At 59.3% G+C, this 14,432-nt stretch carries 17 protein-coding genes; 10 read left to right on the forward strand and 7 right to left on the reverse strand.

Going from position 1 to position 14,432, the window contains the following annotated elements; translation table 11 throughout:
• Window positions 1-79: 79 nt before the first annotated feature.
• Window positions 80-340 (reverse strand): GlsB/YeaQ/YmgE family stress response membrane protein, encoded by a 261-nt coding sequence (locus CXQ94_RS12215; protein ID WP_104090469.1) that lies wholly within the window; start codon window positions 338-340, stop codon window positions 80-82.
• An 82-nt stretch (window positions 341-422) separates the two neighbouring features.
• The gene (locus tag CXQ94_RS12220; protein WP_104090472.1) at window positions 423-608 is read right to left on the reverse strand and encodes a CsbD family protein; all 186 of its coding nucleotides are present in this window, start codon (window positions 606-608) and stop codon (window positions 423-425) included.
• A 494-nt stretch (window positions 609-1,102) separates the two neighbouring features.
• On the opposite strand from CXQ94_RS12220, the gene CXQ94_RS12225 reads away from it, so the two are divergent.
• The gene (locus CXQ94_RS12225) at window positions 1,103-1,633 is read left to right on the forward strand and encodes a GNAT family N-acetyltransferase (RefSeq protein ID WP_104090475.1); all 531 of its coding nucleotides are present in this window, start codon (window positions 1,103-1,105) and stop codon (window positions 1,631-1,633) included.
• A gap of 94 nt (window positions 1,634-1,727) precedes the next feature.
• Here the strand turns inward: CXQ94_RS12225 and CXQ94_RS22625 are convergent, their stop codons facing one another.
• A complete protein-coding gene (locus CXQ94_RS22625) occupies window positions 1,728-1,916 on the reverse strand; it encodes a hypothetical protein (protein WP_104090478.1) in 189 nt (62 codons plus the stop codon).
• A 364-nt stretch (window positions 1,917-2,280) separates the two neighbouring features.
• Here CXQ94_RS22625 and CXQ94_RS12235 point away from each other — a divergent pair, with 364 nt between their 5' ends.
• The 5 genes from CXQ94_RS12235 to CXQ94_RS23325 all read left to right on the forward strand — a co-directional run bounded on the left by CXQ94_RS12235 (window position 2,281) and on the right by CXQ94_RS23325 (window position 6,606).
• Window positions 2,281-3,036 carry a class I SAM-dependent methyltransferase gene (locus tag CXQ94_RS12235; RefSeq protein ID WP_104090481.1) on the forward strand — a complete coding sequence of 252 codons (756 nt, stop codon included), beginning with the start codon at window positions 2,281-2,283 and terminating at the stop codon, window positions 3,034-3,036.
• Between the two features lie 396 nt (window positions 3,037-3,432).
• Window positions 3,433-4,026 (forward strand): helix-turn-helix transcriptional regulator, encoded by a 594-nt coding sequence (locus CXQ94_RS12240; RefSeq protein ID WP_104090484.1) that lies wholly within the window; start codon window positions 3,433-3,435, stop codon window positions 4,024-4,026.
• On the forward strand, window positions 4,026-5,315 hold the full coding sequence (locus CXQ94_RS12245; protein WP_104090487.1) for an MFS transporter: 1,290 nt from the start codon (window positions 4,026-4,028) through the stop codon (window positions 5,313-5,315). The genes CXQ94_RS12240 and CXQ94_RS12245 overlap by 1 nt, the downstream gene beginning before the upstream one ends.
• Window positions 5,316-5,438: 123 nt before the next feature.
• A complete protein-coding gene (locus CXQ94_RS12250; RefSeq protein ID WP_104090490.1) occupies window positions 5,439-5,870 on the forward strand; it encodes an SRPBCC family protein in 432 nt (143 codons plus the stop codon).
• A gap of 148 nt (window positions 5,871-6,018) precedes the next feature.
• Window positions 6,019-6,606, forward strand: a complete 588-nt coding sequence (locus tag CXQ94_RS23325; protein WP_368665580.1) for a transposase — start codon at window positions 6,019-6,021, stop codon at window positions 6,604-6,606.
• Between the two features lie 403 nt (window positions 6,607-7,009).
• On the opposite strand, the gene CXQ94_RS12265 is transcribed toward CXQ94_RS23325, so the two are convergent.
• Window positions 7,010-7,456, reverse strand: coding sequence for a prevent-host-death protein (locus tag CXQ94_RS12265; RefSeq protein WP_104090496.1), 447 nt, complete (start codon window positions 7,454-7,456; stop codon window positions 7,010-7,012).
• Window positions 7,457-7,576: 120 nt separating this feature from the next.
• Here CXQ94_RS12265 and CXQ94_RS23330 point away from each other — a divergent pair, with 120 nt between their 5' ends.
• On the forward strand, window positions 7,577-7,990 hold the full coding sequence (locus CXQ94_RS23330) for a DUF6314 family protein (RefSeq protein ID WP_368665581.1): 414 nt from the start codon (window positions 7,577-7,579) through the stop codon (window positions 7,988-7,990).
• Window positions 7,991-8,467: 477 nt separating this feature from the next.
• Here CXQ94_RS23330 and CXQ94_RS12275 read toward each other — a convergent pair whose 3' ends face one another.
• From CXQ94_RS12275 to CXQ94_RS12285, 3 genes are all read right to left on the reverse strand, one after another.
• On the reverse strand, window positions 8,468-9,172 hold the full coding sequence (locus CXQ94_RS12275; protein ID WP_104090502.1) for a DUF4097 family beta strand repeat-containing protein: 705 nt from the start codon (window positions 9,170-9,172) through the stop codon (window positions 8,468-8,470).
• A gap of 91 nt (window positions 9,173-9,263) precedes the next feature.
• A complete protein-coding gene (locus CXQ94_RS12280; RefSeq protein WP_104090505.1) occupies window positions 9,264-10,604 on the reverse strand; it encodes an FtsX-like permease family protein in 1,341 nt (446 codons plus the stop codon).
• Window positions 10,601-11,281, reverse strand: coding sequence for an ABC transporter ATP-binding protein (locus CXQ94_RS12285; RefSeq protein ID WP_219817039.1), 681 nt, complete (start codon window positions 11,279-11,281; stop codon window positions 10,601-10,603). Before CXQ94_RS12285 ends, CXQ94_RS12280 begins: the two co-directional genes overlap by 4 nt.
• Before the next feature lie 211 nt (window positions 11,282-11,492).
• Between CXQ94_RS12285 and CXQ94_RS12290 the strand changes: the two genes are divergently transcribed.
• The 3 genes from CXQ94_RS12290 (at window position 11,493) to CXQ94_RS23055 (ending at window position 13,792) form a co-directional block, all read left to right on the forward strand.
• Window positions 11,493-12,671 carry a sensor histidine kinase gene (locus tag CXQ94_RS12290; protein ID WP_104090508.1) on the forward strand — a complete coding sequence of 393 codons (1,179 nt, stop codon included), beginning with the start codon at window positions 11,493-11,495 and terminating at the stop codon, window positions 12,669-12,671.
• Between the two features lie 37 nt (window positions 12,672-12,708).
• Window positions 12,709-13,374, forward strand: coding sequence for a response regulator transcription factor (locus CXQ94_RS12295; RefSeq protein ID WP_104090511.1), 666 nt, complete (start codon window positions 12,709-12,711; stop codon window positions 13,372-13,374).
• Window positions 13,375-13,492: 118 nt separating this feature from the next.
• Window positions 13,493-13,792, forward strand: coding sequence for a hypothetical protein (locus CXQ94_RS23055; protein WP_258067050.1), 300 nt, complete (start codon window positions 13,493-13,495; stop codon window positions 13,790-13,792).
• Window positions 13,793-14,432: the final 640 nt, after the last annotated feature.

The following is a 14,432-nucleotide window of genomic DNA, read 5'->3' on the forward strand; positions in this document are numbered from 1 at the left end:
CGGACGAAAATTCAAGGCGCGATGGCCCCTCACCATGTCTTCGGGCCGGATGAACGGGACCGGGGTCCTTAGGCCATTTTTAGGCGCGGCGGCGCACAGCAGCACCATAAGCGCCCAAGACGATGAGTGAACCCACGATGGCGACTAGCCACGTTTGCAGGCTCCAGAAGTTCTCAAGCCCAACGCCGAAGATCGCCCCACCGATCCATCCGCCAAGCAAGGCACCCACGACTCCCAAGAGCATGGTGATAAGGATGCCGCCTCGTTGACGTCCTGGCAGGATCGCTTTCGCGATCGCACCAACAATGAGTCCCAATATCAGGAACGCAATAAAACTCATGACCTAACTCCTTCTAAATTCGACTTCTCAAGTCGAGTGAGAACGCACCCCGTATGGGCACGCCCAGGTGTCCCCGCTGGGATCAGTGGCCAGTGACATCCTTGGCAGCATCCTTGACGTGCTCGCCCGCCTGCTTAATGCCGGCCTTGGCCTGGTCCGCTTTGCCCTCGGCCTCAAGTCGCTGATCATCCGTGGCAGCACCGAGGTGCTCTTTGGCCTTGCCCTTGAGTTCCTCGGCCTTGTTTCCGATCTTGTCTCCGATACCCATTGCCTACTCCTTTTCCTCGTGGGGACAGAAGAGGAACTAGCACGCCCCTCATCTCTGTCCGATGCCCGGCAGTGCGACACAGTGCCGCAAGCCTCACCCACTACACTTCCCACAAAGCGTTAAACCCAAACAAATCAACCTGCGGGGGCCAGCATCCAAGAACATCTAGGACACGACGATAGACAGTGCACCAACCTGGGAATGGCCATCGATCTCAGCGTAAGAATCGCAACCAAGCCGGCTTCACGAATGAAGAAATAGGGAACCCAATCCATTTGGAAATGCCCCCAGCTACATCCATTGGCGCCATTCTGGGATCCGGCGAATTGTCCCGCAGAGCGCCGTTCCCCTCCGGGCAGCACTGATCTCGCAGCGACTGGTGAGCTGGGTGGTTCCACGTCCTGGAGTCGGACCGTCTTCCGGGCGGAGGTCTGGACGCGGGATGAGTGCGCGGTCTTCGATCGGTTCGTGAAGCGAAGGCCTAAGCTGTACGGATGAGCTGCGAGACACAGACACGGCGCCTGCATCTGCGGGCCATAAGAATCGGAGACGGCGAACTGCTTTTCCCTATTTTTAGCGACCATCGATTGTGGTGGTATGAACCGTCGAGTCGCCACATCAACCTTCGCCAGACAGACACCTACGTCGAGCGGGCGGCTGGGCGTTGGAACAGTGACGGTTTCAGCTACTGGATCGCGTTCCTTGTCGAGGATCCTTCCGTTGTCGTCGGAAGCGGGGGCGTCCAGCGGCATCGAAGCGGTAGCTGGAATCTCAACTACCGCATCGAACATTCGTTGCAGCGCCAGGGTTACGCGACCGAACTCGCGATGGCCGGTATTGCAGCAGCTCACTCCGTCGATCCAACGTCGCCGGTCATCGCGTGGATCGACCCGCTCAACGCCCCGTCCCGGGCGACTGCCCTCAAAGCGGGCCTGTTTTTCGCCGGCATGAGGGTCGACAGCAGTGATGGGCGTAAACGTGCGGCTTATGTCGACCGAAAGCTACCGGATGCGTCGGCGGACTAGCTGATTGATTTCAGGCGCTTCCCTATTTCGGCACGGGAAGCGTTAGTGGAGGCCTGAAGGTGACGCACTTGGTTGGGCGGCCCCAAAGTTGTCGCTACGGCCCGTAGCGACCTTTGCCACGATCAATATCGCGCCGAGCATCGCGGATAGCCTTCGCTACCTCAGGATTCTGGGCTTCCATGTCATTAGCGGTCTTGTCAAAGCTTCGGAACGACCGAAACACCACCGGCAAAAGGCAAAGTATGCAGATACCCGCAATGATCAAAATCGACGCGATATCCATAGATACGCTTCCCCCTCTATTGGCAAGAACAACAGGACCCGTCATGACGCTGTCCCGTCTGTCCTACATACGAGGCTATCGTGCTTGAGTTCTCTCCTTCACGGAGAAGCTTTCGATTCGCCGGTGCGAGCCCAGAGCCGCGTGCATCGATATCCATCGCACCGTTGAATTCTGCATCGTTTGAGAAGTAGTCTGTCGAGCCCAACTTCCGACAGCCTCTTCTGGACCTGGCAAAGTCAGCGACGGCGCCCGTAAGCGGTTCCACCCATGAGACGCCCCCTCCTTGCAAGACGTGGCACGCCCAAGACACTCCGTGTTTCTGGCAAGCGCAGTTTTGGAGAACCACTTTGGAAGAATCAGCAATATGGACGCTTCAAATTTCTACACCGGCATTGTGGCGGAGCTCTATGAGCCGCTGAAGTCCACGAGTCAAGCGTGGGAGCCCTACGCGGAGTTCATCGCGCGGTCGGGTGAACCTGCGCTTGAGCTTGGTTGTGGCGACGGGGAACCCATCCTTGACTTGCTCCGGAATGGATTCGACGTTGACGGCATCGATTCTTCCCAAGACATGCTCGCGCGGTGCTCCCAGAAAGCGGCCGAGGCGGATATCAAAGTTGCCCTCTTCGCTCAGCGGATGGAGGAACTTGATCTACCTCGTAGGTACCGTTCAGTTTTTCTTGCTGGGCCCACGTTCACGCTACTTCCAGACGATGAGACGGCACTGCGGGCCCTGAAAGGTATCCGGCGCCACCTCGCTGATGGTGGATCCGCCCTCGTCCCGTTGTTTATCCCTGCACCTACTGAGCCTCATCAAATTGGCAGGGTTAGTGAAGTGGTCTCCGAGGATGGCGCCGTCCTGCGTTGTTCTGTCGTCTCCGCGGATCACGATGAAGAAGCCCGGATTCAGCGAAGTGTCCTTCGATACGAGAAGCACGCCAACGGCGCCAGCTTGGTCGAGGACAGGACCTGGCTACTGCACTGGTACACACAGTCAGGATTCCGGAAGCTCGCCGAGGCCGGGGGACTGATCGTTGCCGCCGTCCAGGACAAAGATGGCCAGGCAATACCCCCCGGATCGGGCGCGACGGAGTTCAAATTCATTCTGCAACCCGCTCTCTGAGTTGCTCCCGACAACACCTTACTTGCGGGAATGCGACTTGACGGAGAATGCGTCGCGAACCAGACATAGGGGCCTCTGCATCGGTCTGAGGATGCCGAATTGGGTTCTTGCTGTTGCCCAGCAACAACCATGTCCCACAGGAGGTTCGACATGCAGGACTGCGAAAACCTCCAATGAAAGCAGCAGTTTGGCCGCCAAATAGAGCCAACAGTCACAACCGCTGTTGGTTTTGCCAATTGTTGCCGGCGCCACTCCCCCTGGCGTGGCGGTGCAGCGCCCGGCAAGCGGAATCAGTTCAGGCGAGTCCCGGACGCGAAGCTGATTCTAGATAATCCCCGTGCACAATTAGTGTGCATACCTATTGTGCATAGTATGTGTGCATGGCAGGCTGGAAGGATGGATGAAGCCAAGCACCCCTATACCGGTATCAAGCTCGATCAGCAGGCGGTGCGCGTACTCGCGCATCCAATGCGGTCTCGTATCCTTGGGCAATTGCGTATTGACGGCCCTCTCACAGCAACCGATTTGGCGGCTATTCTTTCGACAAATACCGGTGCGACCAGCTATCATCTGCGGGCGCTTGAGTCCGTTGGGCTGGTCACCGACACTGGCGAGGGCATGGGAAAAAGGCGGTTATGGCGGGCATCATCCGACTACCATTCGTGGCGGAACTCCGACTTCATTGACGACGACGATACTCGAGCGGCCATGGGCTGGTTGCAGCACGATTACGTTCGGCAGTTCACTAATCGGGCCGAGCAATGGCTCGATGTCGCCGAAGCATGGCCTGCCGCGTGGGTCGACGTATTTGGTCTGAATGACTCTTTCCTCCGAGTCACCCCGGAGCAGGCGGCAGCCCTGAAAGACGATATCGACTCTCTTCTCGAACGGTACCGGACACTCGGCGACGGCGACGCGCGTGCGATTCGGGTTCACCTGCATACCTTCGTGGGCCCGGTCGATCTTCAGCCGCCAGAGGAGGCGGGGTGATGCATCGCACCACAACTCCCCCGCCCCTCACCGCCGACCAAGCCGAACGCCGTCTGGTTCTCTTGACTGCCACACGCTGGTTCCCCGTCGGTATCGTCTTCGGACTGACCGTGCTACTACCCCTAAGTCGCGGGCTCTCACTCACTCAGGTTGGACTTCTTCTCTCTATTCAGGGCTTCGTGGTGCTGGGTCTTGAGCTTCCGACTGGTGGCCTGGCAGATTCGCTTGGACGGCGACCGCTACTGCTACTTTCCGGGGTCTTGGCCGTCTTATCGACAGTACTGATTCTGTTCGCTGAAACGTTCTGGATGTTCGCACTCGGGATGGTTGCCCAAGGAATCTTCCGAGCCCTTGATTCCGGCCCGCTCGAGGCATGGTTCGTCGACACCGCGAATGCCCACGACCAAGAGCACCCCATCGAGCGTGGCCTCAGCCGGGCATCGATGACTCTCGGCGTCGTCATCGCCGTCGGTGCGATGATCGGCGGCGCCCTGGTTGCCTGGCATCCGTTGGGTGAGTGGTCGGCACTGGCCTTGCCGTTCGGCGTTACGACAGTGCTGTACGCAGCCCACACTCTGCTACTAGCAACGGTGGTTCGTGAGGCTCCGAGGACAACAACCGATCGCTGCCGCCATCTGCAGATGCTTGATGCCCTCCAACAGGCGCCCCGAACCGTCATGCTCGGTCTGCAACTGTTGCGCAGTTCGACGGTGCTGCGCGCGCTTGTACTGGTTGAGGTGTTCTGGAGCGTCGCGATGATCGCCTTCGAAACACTGACCCCCGTCCAGCTCGCAGATGATCTGGGCGGCGAGGATGCGGCAGCGGCCCTGTTTGGGCCGGCATCTGCCGCAGCGTGGGGCTTGTTCGCGGTCGGCGCCCTGCTAGCCGGCATCACGAGCAAACGATTCGGAGTCGCCCGCACGGCGATCGCGTCACGCATTCTGAACGGCCTCTTCGTGATCGCCATGGGTTTGGCCGCGGGGCCCGTCGGCTTAATCGTCGGCTACTGGCTTGCGTATCTAACACACGGCTCAGCCGGGCCGATGCACAACGCACTACTGCACCGCGAGGCCACGCCGGAAAACCGTGCCGTAGTGCTCTCGATGAACTCCATGGTCTCCGGAGGCTCGTACAGTCTGGGGCTGCTCATACTCACCCCGCTGGCCGCAGCAGCATCGCCTGGATTCGCGCTAGCGGTGGCAGGAGGGTTCAGCGTCATAGGCGCACTGCTCTACATCCCCTCGCGGCGGCGTGAACGCGAGACCGTGCTGGTTCAAAGTTCGGTCTAGCGAAGCTTGACATGCTCTGTGCACGAGGTTGCCCCTGCGGTGATAATTGGGCTCAATCAACCGCACTGAGCAAGAGCTGAGCTCATAACCAAGACCAGATCAATTTAGAAGAAGGAGAATGCAATGACTGGGAAGTATATAGCGACCTCGACCATCAAGATCGATGCGCCAAGGGGTCGTGTGTGGTCGGTACTTACTGACAGCGTCGCGATCAAGGAATTCATGTTCGGCACAAACGTCGAGACCGACTGGACCGTCGGCTCTCCGATCCTCTGGCGCGGCGTTTGGAAGGGCAAGGACTATGAGGACAAAGGCGTGATTCTGGAGCTTGAGTCCGAACGGCGACTCGTGAATACGCATTTCAGCCCGTTGAGTGGCCAGGACGACGTGCCCGAAAATTACCACACACTCACGTGGACGTTGAAAGGTGAGGGCCACACGACTGAGTTCACGTTGTCGCAGGACAACAACGCAACCGCTGAAGGGGCCGAGCACTCGAAAGGCATGTGGGACAGCCTCGTGAAAGGCGTAAAGGAGATCGCCGAACGGGACTAGCCAGCACGCCGATGCGGAGAGTTGCAAACCGCCCGGCAAGGCTTCCTTGGGTTCTTGTGGTGATTGCAACGCTTAGTGAATGATTGTTGAGCGGGCGAAGTATTCAATCCTTTTCCGTCCGGATCTATTGCAGGTCTTTTGGGCTGGGATGCAGGCAGGTGATTTCATCACCGATGCCGTGATTCCCATCGATACCAGTCGGCGTGCCGGGCGCACTGTCCTGGCCGCTGCTGGTGGCGTCCGTTCGCGCCGCGGCAGGAATCTAAAGGGTCGCTGCCTGTCGTTCGCTCAACGTGAAGAGATCGCGATTCTGTGCGCCCAGGGCCAGTCCATGAGAGCGATTGGCGAGGCCATAGGGACGTCGACCTCGAGGATATCGAGGGAATTGAAACGCAACACGAAACCCTGCACCACTTATCGGGCGTCGTCCGCGCATGTGCTCGCCTACGAGCGTGCCAGCCGGCCGAAACCGGCCAAACTCCACACGAATACCCTCTTGCGTGCGAAAGCGGAAGAGGACCCTGCCAAGAAGTATTCACCGGAACAAATCGCAGGACAACGGCGGGTTGAGTTCCCGACCAAGAGATTTAGCGTTCCCAAGGTGGGATTCGAACCGGCTTTTAGCCCTTGCAAACAAGGGGAAGTCGAGGGATCTTGCGGCAGTTCGGCCCCGTACGAAGGAGTCCGAGCCGGGCCGCCAGAAAAAGTGTTGACAGTGTCACCAGCCCCTTCTTGAGGTTTGCGGTGGCGTCAAATCCCACCGGAACTCGACAAACCGATCACCGCACGGCAAGCACGGAGGCGTTTTTCCGCCGCCGCTATTTGGTCTCATCGGGGTGGTTCGTATGCACCTGCTCCAGATAGACCACGTGATCCACAACGTAGAACCAGATCCGCACGTCACCTTTGAGGGTTGGTTTGTGCTGCCATCGCTCATGGGTGGAGCCCTCCCGGGTCACAACACCCAGATCCCCGGGCTAGCGATAGTTATTGGGTGCTGTGGACCGAGGCGTTCTGGTCAGGAAGTCCCACGCATCAATCAAGGAATTCCTGTTAATGGCATTCAGATCGACACCCAGCCACGCTTCGCCTGAACCGATGCAAACCGCAGTTCATACTCACTCTTCTGCGTTGGCCGCTCAACCTTTTCGGATTTTGCCATGTGTTGAGGGACGCTCGACGGATTCAGAGTCATCGAGCCATTCCACAGGCTCCGCGCCAAGACCAGCCGCGATCGCCGTCGCCGTTTCACGCCAGGATGTGAGTTCTGCAATGGCCAGGTGTGGTTGGTTGGTTACAAAGGACGCCTGCGCGGCCGTCAAAATATCGTTCGCACAGGATTCCTGGTCAGCCGGGCTCAGGGCCAGCATCCACGGGAAGCGGTCACTCATGCGCAATGCAAGACTTCCCTCCGTACTCGTTGACACCGCGACAAGCTGAGCCGCAAGCCCCAAAAGCGAGACGCGGGCCTGATCCGTGCTCTCCGACATCAACACCACTGCCTCGCCATCACGGCGAGTGACCCGAACAGGATGACCCATCGCAGCCACAAAGACATCCAATGCAAAAACAACTGATGCGAGCATCAGTTGGACACCTCAATCCGTTGGTATTGTCTCAGTTGGCCACCAACGGATGAAACGCTGCTAGTCCAGAAGAATTGAGGAGTCCCTGTGGAACAGTTCATGCGTGATGATCTGCAAGTAATGCGAAGGCTAGCTCCGCCACAGCTGGTCGGGACGTGGCTCCTTGAACGCCAAATCCATGATTTCCATCACAATCGACATGGGTATGCGAGTGGAATTGCGGAAATGAACCTAGCGCCCGATGGAAGCGTGGCATGGCTAGAATACGGTGATCTGAAATACGACGAGCGCGTAACTCAGTTTCGCCGGCTCCTTGAACTACGCCAAGACTCTGATGATGAGTGGGGGGTTTGGTTCGAGAACGGTACATGGTTTCATGACTGGAGTGCCACCGACTTCGTGCATACGTGTAGTCCCGATCGCTACGCGGGTCGAGTCAGGATCTCCTCGGAGTCGTCATGGACATTAACCTGGCAGGTTTCGGGTCCGTCCAAGGAATACACATTGACCACTACCTACAAACGAGTCAGCTGATTCCTTGGTGGAACGCCAGGCCGTCCGGCCTCATTGATGTTAGGCACGGCAGCCATTCGCGGGACATCTCGGATTTACCACGTGATTTCACGGCCTTGGCCAAGTCCGCCTGCAGGTGCCACCGGGGGCAACCTGAGTGTTTGGTAGGTGATGGTCGGAATCGGGCAGTAGGGCCCGGCAGTCCTAGAGCCGCCCCACCCGCCAAGTTGCGATGAGTCCCGCTTGTTTCAGTGGATTTTGCATCGTTCGCGTTGCGTTCTCATTTTACTCTTGGTTCATCACGGTCAGTTCGCAAGCCTTCATATTGTTGAAGTCTCCTTGAGGCAAAACCTTGACGGCAAGTAGCTTCGCTCGCGACCGACGAGTCCGTCTAACGAAGATCGGAGGTTTCGGATGAAGTGGCGCCGCGACCAGTCGGCACCCATTGGGGCCAGAGCCTAGTCATCTTCAACTGCTCTCTTGTTGACGCTGCAGGGGTTACGGGGCTTTTTCGACGGTAATATCGCCGTTGCGGGATTGGGCTTTCACCGCGTGAGCGCTGCCAGCGTCCGTGGCCACGTTCACGGTGACATCTCCCTTTTTCGTGGACGTGTCAACGGCGTACGTCGCTTTTGGAAGGGCTAGGTGAATATTTCCGTCTTGGCTTTGTACGTTGACGAGGTCGGGCACGGTGCCAAAGTTAAGCTGGACGTTGCCGTTCCTGGTGCTTGTAGTTACTGACTTGGCCGAGATCTGCTCCCCGTCAATATCCCCATCTTTAGTCTTCATGCTCAGCTCGGTAGTGAATCCGGTTGCTTTGATGAGTCCGCCGTCGTTTTCAGCGGAAAGAGTGACGTTGCGGGGTACTTTTACGGTGAACCGGGCGCTGCAATTGATAGAGACACCTGTGCAGCTCTGATCCAGCGTCAGGGTGTTCCCGTCCAGCTGCCATACGGACACGGGCTCTGCCCCGACCACCCCGCCGCTGGTCGCCCGTACGACCTGGATCTCGTCGACGTCCGCGGAGATGAGGTCAAGATCGGAGGAGAGTGAGGTTACGGTGAGGTTTTCCCCACTGAACGCGAACGACTTGGTCTCTACAGTGTCGTTGCCTGTGCCGCTCTCACTGCTGCAACCGGTGGCGAGAAGGGCCAGGAGAACGATCCCGCCAAGGGCGAGCAGGGTGCGTGGTTTGGTAGTCATAGTGTGATTCCTTATTTTTGGGACATGCATTGCTGCATGCCGTTGAACTTCTTGGAGAAGAGGCGGTTAGTCGTGCAGCCGCAGCGGCACATCAACTGCGAAGCGCATTGGAGACATTGGTGCGGGATGCTGCAATGGCTGGCCATAGCAGGGCCGCGCAGGGAGTGGCGAGCGTCATGGCAGCGAGTCCTGCGAGGGTGAGCCATGGCAGACCGGACAGCATGTTGAGCGGGGAAACACGGGCACCAAGTGCAATGGTCCAGCAAGCGATCAATAAAGTGATGAGGCTGAAGAGGATCGCGGTGATCGCATAGATGAGCCCCTCGTACAGGGTGGATCTGGCGATGACGCCGGGGCGCGCACCGGCCACACTGAGCAGTGCGGAGTCTCGGTGCCGTTCGCGTCCGACCAGTGCGATGACGGCCAGACCCCCGACCCACGAGACAACAAAGACCCAGCCCAAGACGACGAGCACATCGCCAACGCCTGCTGTGCCGCCGGGCATCGCGTTTCCAATCACCATGAACAGGCCCACCATGGACAGGGCCAAGGCAAAGGGCAACACCGTGGTGACGCTGCGGGCCGCACGGGTTCGGCAGGAGTGAACAGCTAGCCGCCATGCCACGTCTTTGGCCGGTACCACGGCTGTCCACAGCGTCATCAGGGGTGTAAGAACCCAGGGCCCCATGAGCAGCAACAGGCACACCAAGAACAGGTTGCCGGCAAAGGCGAAGGCCGTGCGCTGCTCAAGGCCACCGCTGAGTTCCAGACCCAAACCAGGGAGCCACATGCCCACGACACCGGCGAGCAGACAGAATGCCAAAACGCTCCGGCCGACACCGGTCCGGACGCTCGGGTCTGCGTTCTCGCGGAAAGCACGCATCTCCGGGGTCTTCGATGCTCGTCGCGCGGCACCCCAACCACCCACAAAACAGGGAAAAACTCCTGCCGCCACTGCAGCGCCAAGGTGCCACGGCTGGAAGGCGATGCTGGCTCCGTGCAGGTCAAGGCCGGAATTTGTCCATTGAACCAGCGCTACAGCAGCGACCAAGAGCGCCAGCGGCAGTGCGAGGACCCCTGCTACCAAGCCCAGAACCGTTAGCTCAATGTTCAGCACGCTGCGCACACGCCTGCGAGGGACACCCAGAACCAGCCACAAGGCGTGTTCGCGGCGCTGGCTTGTCAGCGTCAAGCCCACGGTGGATGCGACGACGCCGACCGAGGCCAGCACCGTGAAGAAGACAATATTTCCCCCCAGCGCAATCGCAGCCGTCACCATGCTGGCGTCCCCTGCATGCTGGGCTGCACCCAAGGCGGTAAACATGGCAATCACAGAGCCCGCTGAACATGCCGCACCAACGGCGGCGCACAGAACAGTCCACAGCCACATTGCCGCTTGATGGCGAACATCGGCCATGACCAGACGGATCACGCGGATACCTCCGCGGTGTCGGCAACAGCCTGCGCGGCAAGGATGGCATCAGCAATCGCGTGACTATCTCCACCGGCCATGACCTGGTGGATGTGACCGGAACCCATAACCACCACCTGATCCGCCCTGGCTGCGGCGAGAGGATCATGGGTGACCATGACCACGGTGGTGCCCTGGGCCGGAAGAGCTTGCAACCAATCCAGGACCACATGGCCTGATTGCAGGTCAAGGGCCCCGGTGGGTTCATCGGCGAACACAATGCGCGGCTGGTTGGCCACAACCCGGGCAATCGCGACGCGTTGACGTTCGCCGCCGGACAGCCTGTCCGGGCGCCGTCGGGCAAGTTTTTCGATGCCCAGCCGCTCCATCGCTTCGCGAATGCGCTTCTTGGGCACCTTGTGTCCAGCGAGGCGGGCCGGGAGTGCAATGTTCTCTTCCACAGAAAGGGAACTGACCAGGTTGTAGTCCTGGAAGACGAAGCCGATGTGTTCACTGCGGAAAGTGGCACGTTGACGCGTGTTGAGGGAACCGAGCTCAACTCCGAGCACTTCGATGGTGCCGCCGGTGGGCTCTTCCAGTCCCGCAGCACAGAAGAGCAGGGTTGACTTGCCGGAGCCGGATGGACCGACGATGGCAGTCAGCCGGCCCTGAAGGATGTCGAGGTCGATGTCATGCAAAATTTGGGCGCTTTCCTTGCCCCGTCTGGGTACAGGAAAGGCCATGTGCAGGCCACGTACTCGTATACAAAGGTCGGCTGAGTTGGATTCGATAGGCATATATCCATTCCACCGCTTCTACAGCGCACACACACTGGTGCTGTCACCCGATACAGGTAGAGCCAGGTCTACCTTTCGTCTCCGCGTGCTCGCCGTGTGGGAGAGTTGATTCATGCCACCATCGATCCTGCTCCGAAGGGTATTGACGGAGGTCTTGGCCGCCGCGCTGACTCCACTGATGCTGTTGCTACTGCCCCTACTGCCCCTAACGGCCGTCACAGTCGCAGAGATTGACAGGCTGCGTGCGCGTGCCTGCGGCGCACCGAGTTCACGGTTGCGCCCGGCCCACCAATCCTGGAGCACCTGGTGCCGTGCCCGGGTGCGCACCTCAGGATTGTGGCGTACGGACCTTCCCATCTTCCTGACGGCACTCCTCCTCAGTCTGCTGTCGTTGCTCATCGTCTTCTTCGGTTTCATCGGTGCCTTGGCACTGGCCCTATCCCCCGTGCTCTGGGCCGTCGGCGTCGCTGCACAGGTGGGCCCCTTCACGCCCACCTCCTTTGGCCAGTCACTAGCGGCCGTCCCCGCCGGGGCAGTGCTGGCCCTGGTGACCACGGCATTACTCATCGGAATCTCGAAAGTCCGTGACGCAGCCCTTCTCGGTTTTTCCAGCCAACAGGACCTAGACCTCCAAGCGCAGTTGAAAGAGGTCCGCAACAGCCGCGCCTCACTCACCGAAGCCTTCGAGCAGGAACGCCGACGCATCGAACGGGACCTGCACGACGGCGCCCAGCAGGACCTCGTGGCAGTAGTACTCAGTCTTGGTCTGCTCGAATCGGCCGCCAGTTCCGGGGCAGACAAGGAACGCCTCCAGGCACTGGCCTCACGCTCTCAAGATCAGGCAGAGCGCGCCCTTCGGCGCCTACGCGACACCGTGCGCGGGATCCACCCGCCCGAACTAAGCGACTTGGGACTCGTGGCCGCAATCCAGGAGATGGCCTCACGTTCGCCATTGGACGTCGACGTGGTAGCGGAAGACACCGATGATTCGTCACTGTCCTCCCCCACCGCGGGGGCGGTCTACTTCGCAGTATCCGAGGCACTGACCAACGTTGCCAAGCATGCCGGCGTCGACCACGTCAGATTGGAGCTTCACTTCACACAGGACGGCGTCACCGCCCGCGTCATCGACGCCGGCCCCGGCGGCGTGGAACTCGGCAAGGGCACAGGCACCGGACTCCTGGGACTCCGCGAACGGATGCGAAGCATCGGCGGCGACCTTAAGGTCATCAGCCCGCCCGGCAGCGGCACCACGGTAGAGATCACCGCCCCCGCCGAGCCGCAGTGGTGATAATGCAAAGCCGCAAACAACTATGAAGGAAAAGACAATGAGAATAGTGTTGGCCGATGATGCGGCACTCATCCTGGCCGGAATCAAGGAGATACTCCAATCAAGCGGACACGAAGTGGTCCGCGACTGCACCGACGCGCCCTCCCTTGTTTCCACCGTTGATGCCATGGCCCTCACAGCGCAACTACCGGACCTGGTGATCACCGATGTGCGGATGCCTCCAGGAAACACCGATGATGGTTTGCGTGCAGCCATCGATCTACAGGACCGACACCGTCACCTACCAATTCTGGTGTTATCGGCCTACGTGACAGGGCCTTACATCAAGGAACTACTCAACGGTCCCGGCGCCGACGCCGGCGTCGGATACCTCCTCAAAGAGAAGGTAGGCCGAGTCGGAGATTTCCTCCGGGCCGTCGAAATCGTTGCAGGTGGCGGCGTCGTCGTCGATCCGGAAGTCGTACGACACGTCACCAAACCGGACTCCCCCACCGGACCGCTAAGTCGCCTGACGGCCCGAGAGACTGAAGTCCTCACCATGATGGCCGAGGGAGAATCGAACAAGGACATCGCCGATGCGCTGTACCTTTCCAACGCTGCGGTCAGCAAACATGTCGCCAACGTTTTCCTCAAGCTTGGCATGCCACCGGGCGAGGACAACCGCCGGGTCAAAGCAATTCTCACCTGGCTAGAACACCAGTAAGGAAAACTCATAGACCATCGCGGTGTGCGCGAGGCGCACTGCCGGGACATCGCGCTGTGAGTTATTGTGTTGAAACCGAGCACCTCCGGCAGCACCCTTCCACATCCAGGAAAGAGCCATGACCAACATTCAAACCACACCCGCAAACCACAAGGGGCGCGGCCTAGGCATCACAGCACTGATCCTAGCCATCCTGTTGAACATTATTGGACTGATACTGGGCATCATCGCCCTTGTCATCTCACGCAGAGCCGGCGCAAAAAATGGCTGGGCCGTCGCTGCCATCATCGTCGGGGCCGTAACCTTTGTCACCCTAGGCGGAGCAACCCTCATTGGCCTCACCGCAATCAATACCCAATGCGGGGATCTGGGGCCGGGCGTCCACCAATGGAACGGCCTAACCCTGACCTGTTCCTAACACACAGCGCGTCACATCAGGACTTTGGAGTCCGAGGGCGTGTCTTCTGGAACTCCGTTCCATTCGACGCCAGCTTGCAGGAGAGGGCCACACCGCTTCGTCCTTGTCCGCAATCAGGTCATTGGCGGTGAGCCAAGTGTTCTAGTCCGGGTCTTCCAGTCCGGGCGGCCCAGCCTGTCAGGTCACCTGCCGGACCGCTGCTGCACTATGGCCGACGACGACCACCTCACAGACCACCCCGGCCTCATCTGCCGCCGGTCAGAACAAGCTCGAACGGCGGCGTCATTATTGAAAATATTGACCGGTCAGCTCAAGTCACTGTCTGGATTACTGATCGGTTGCTAAGGCACACTGTCTAAAAATCGGCATTTCCGAGGCAACCATCGTGGCCCTAGCGCCACAGCACTTCCAAACATCCGCGAACGCGTGAATTCGAACCTAAACAGCCCGCGCTGGAGGGTTTGAATTTCAGCCTCATGCAAACACCGAAGAAAACTATCCCCGCAGGTCAGAGCATGTTGAATACTCAAGGGCCCCCATTAGTTATGAACGCTTGCGACCCCACCGTCCTACCAAGGGCCCATTTCGAGCTGCTGCTGGATTGCTTTAACCTGTTTCTGCATAGTGAGGTTGCAACAAC

The sequence above is a fragment of the Arthrobacter sp. GMC3 genome (assembly GCF_002929305.1).
Taxonomy (GTDB): domain Bacteria; phylum Actinomycetota; class Actinomycetes; order Actinomycetales; family Micrococcaceae; genus Specibacter.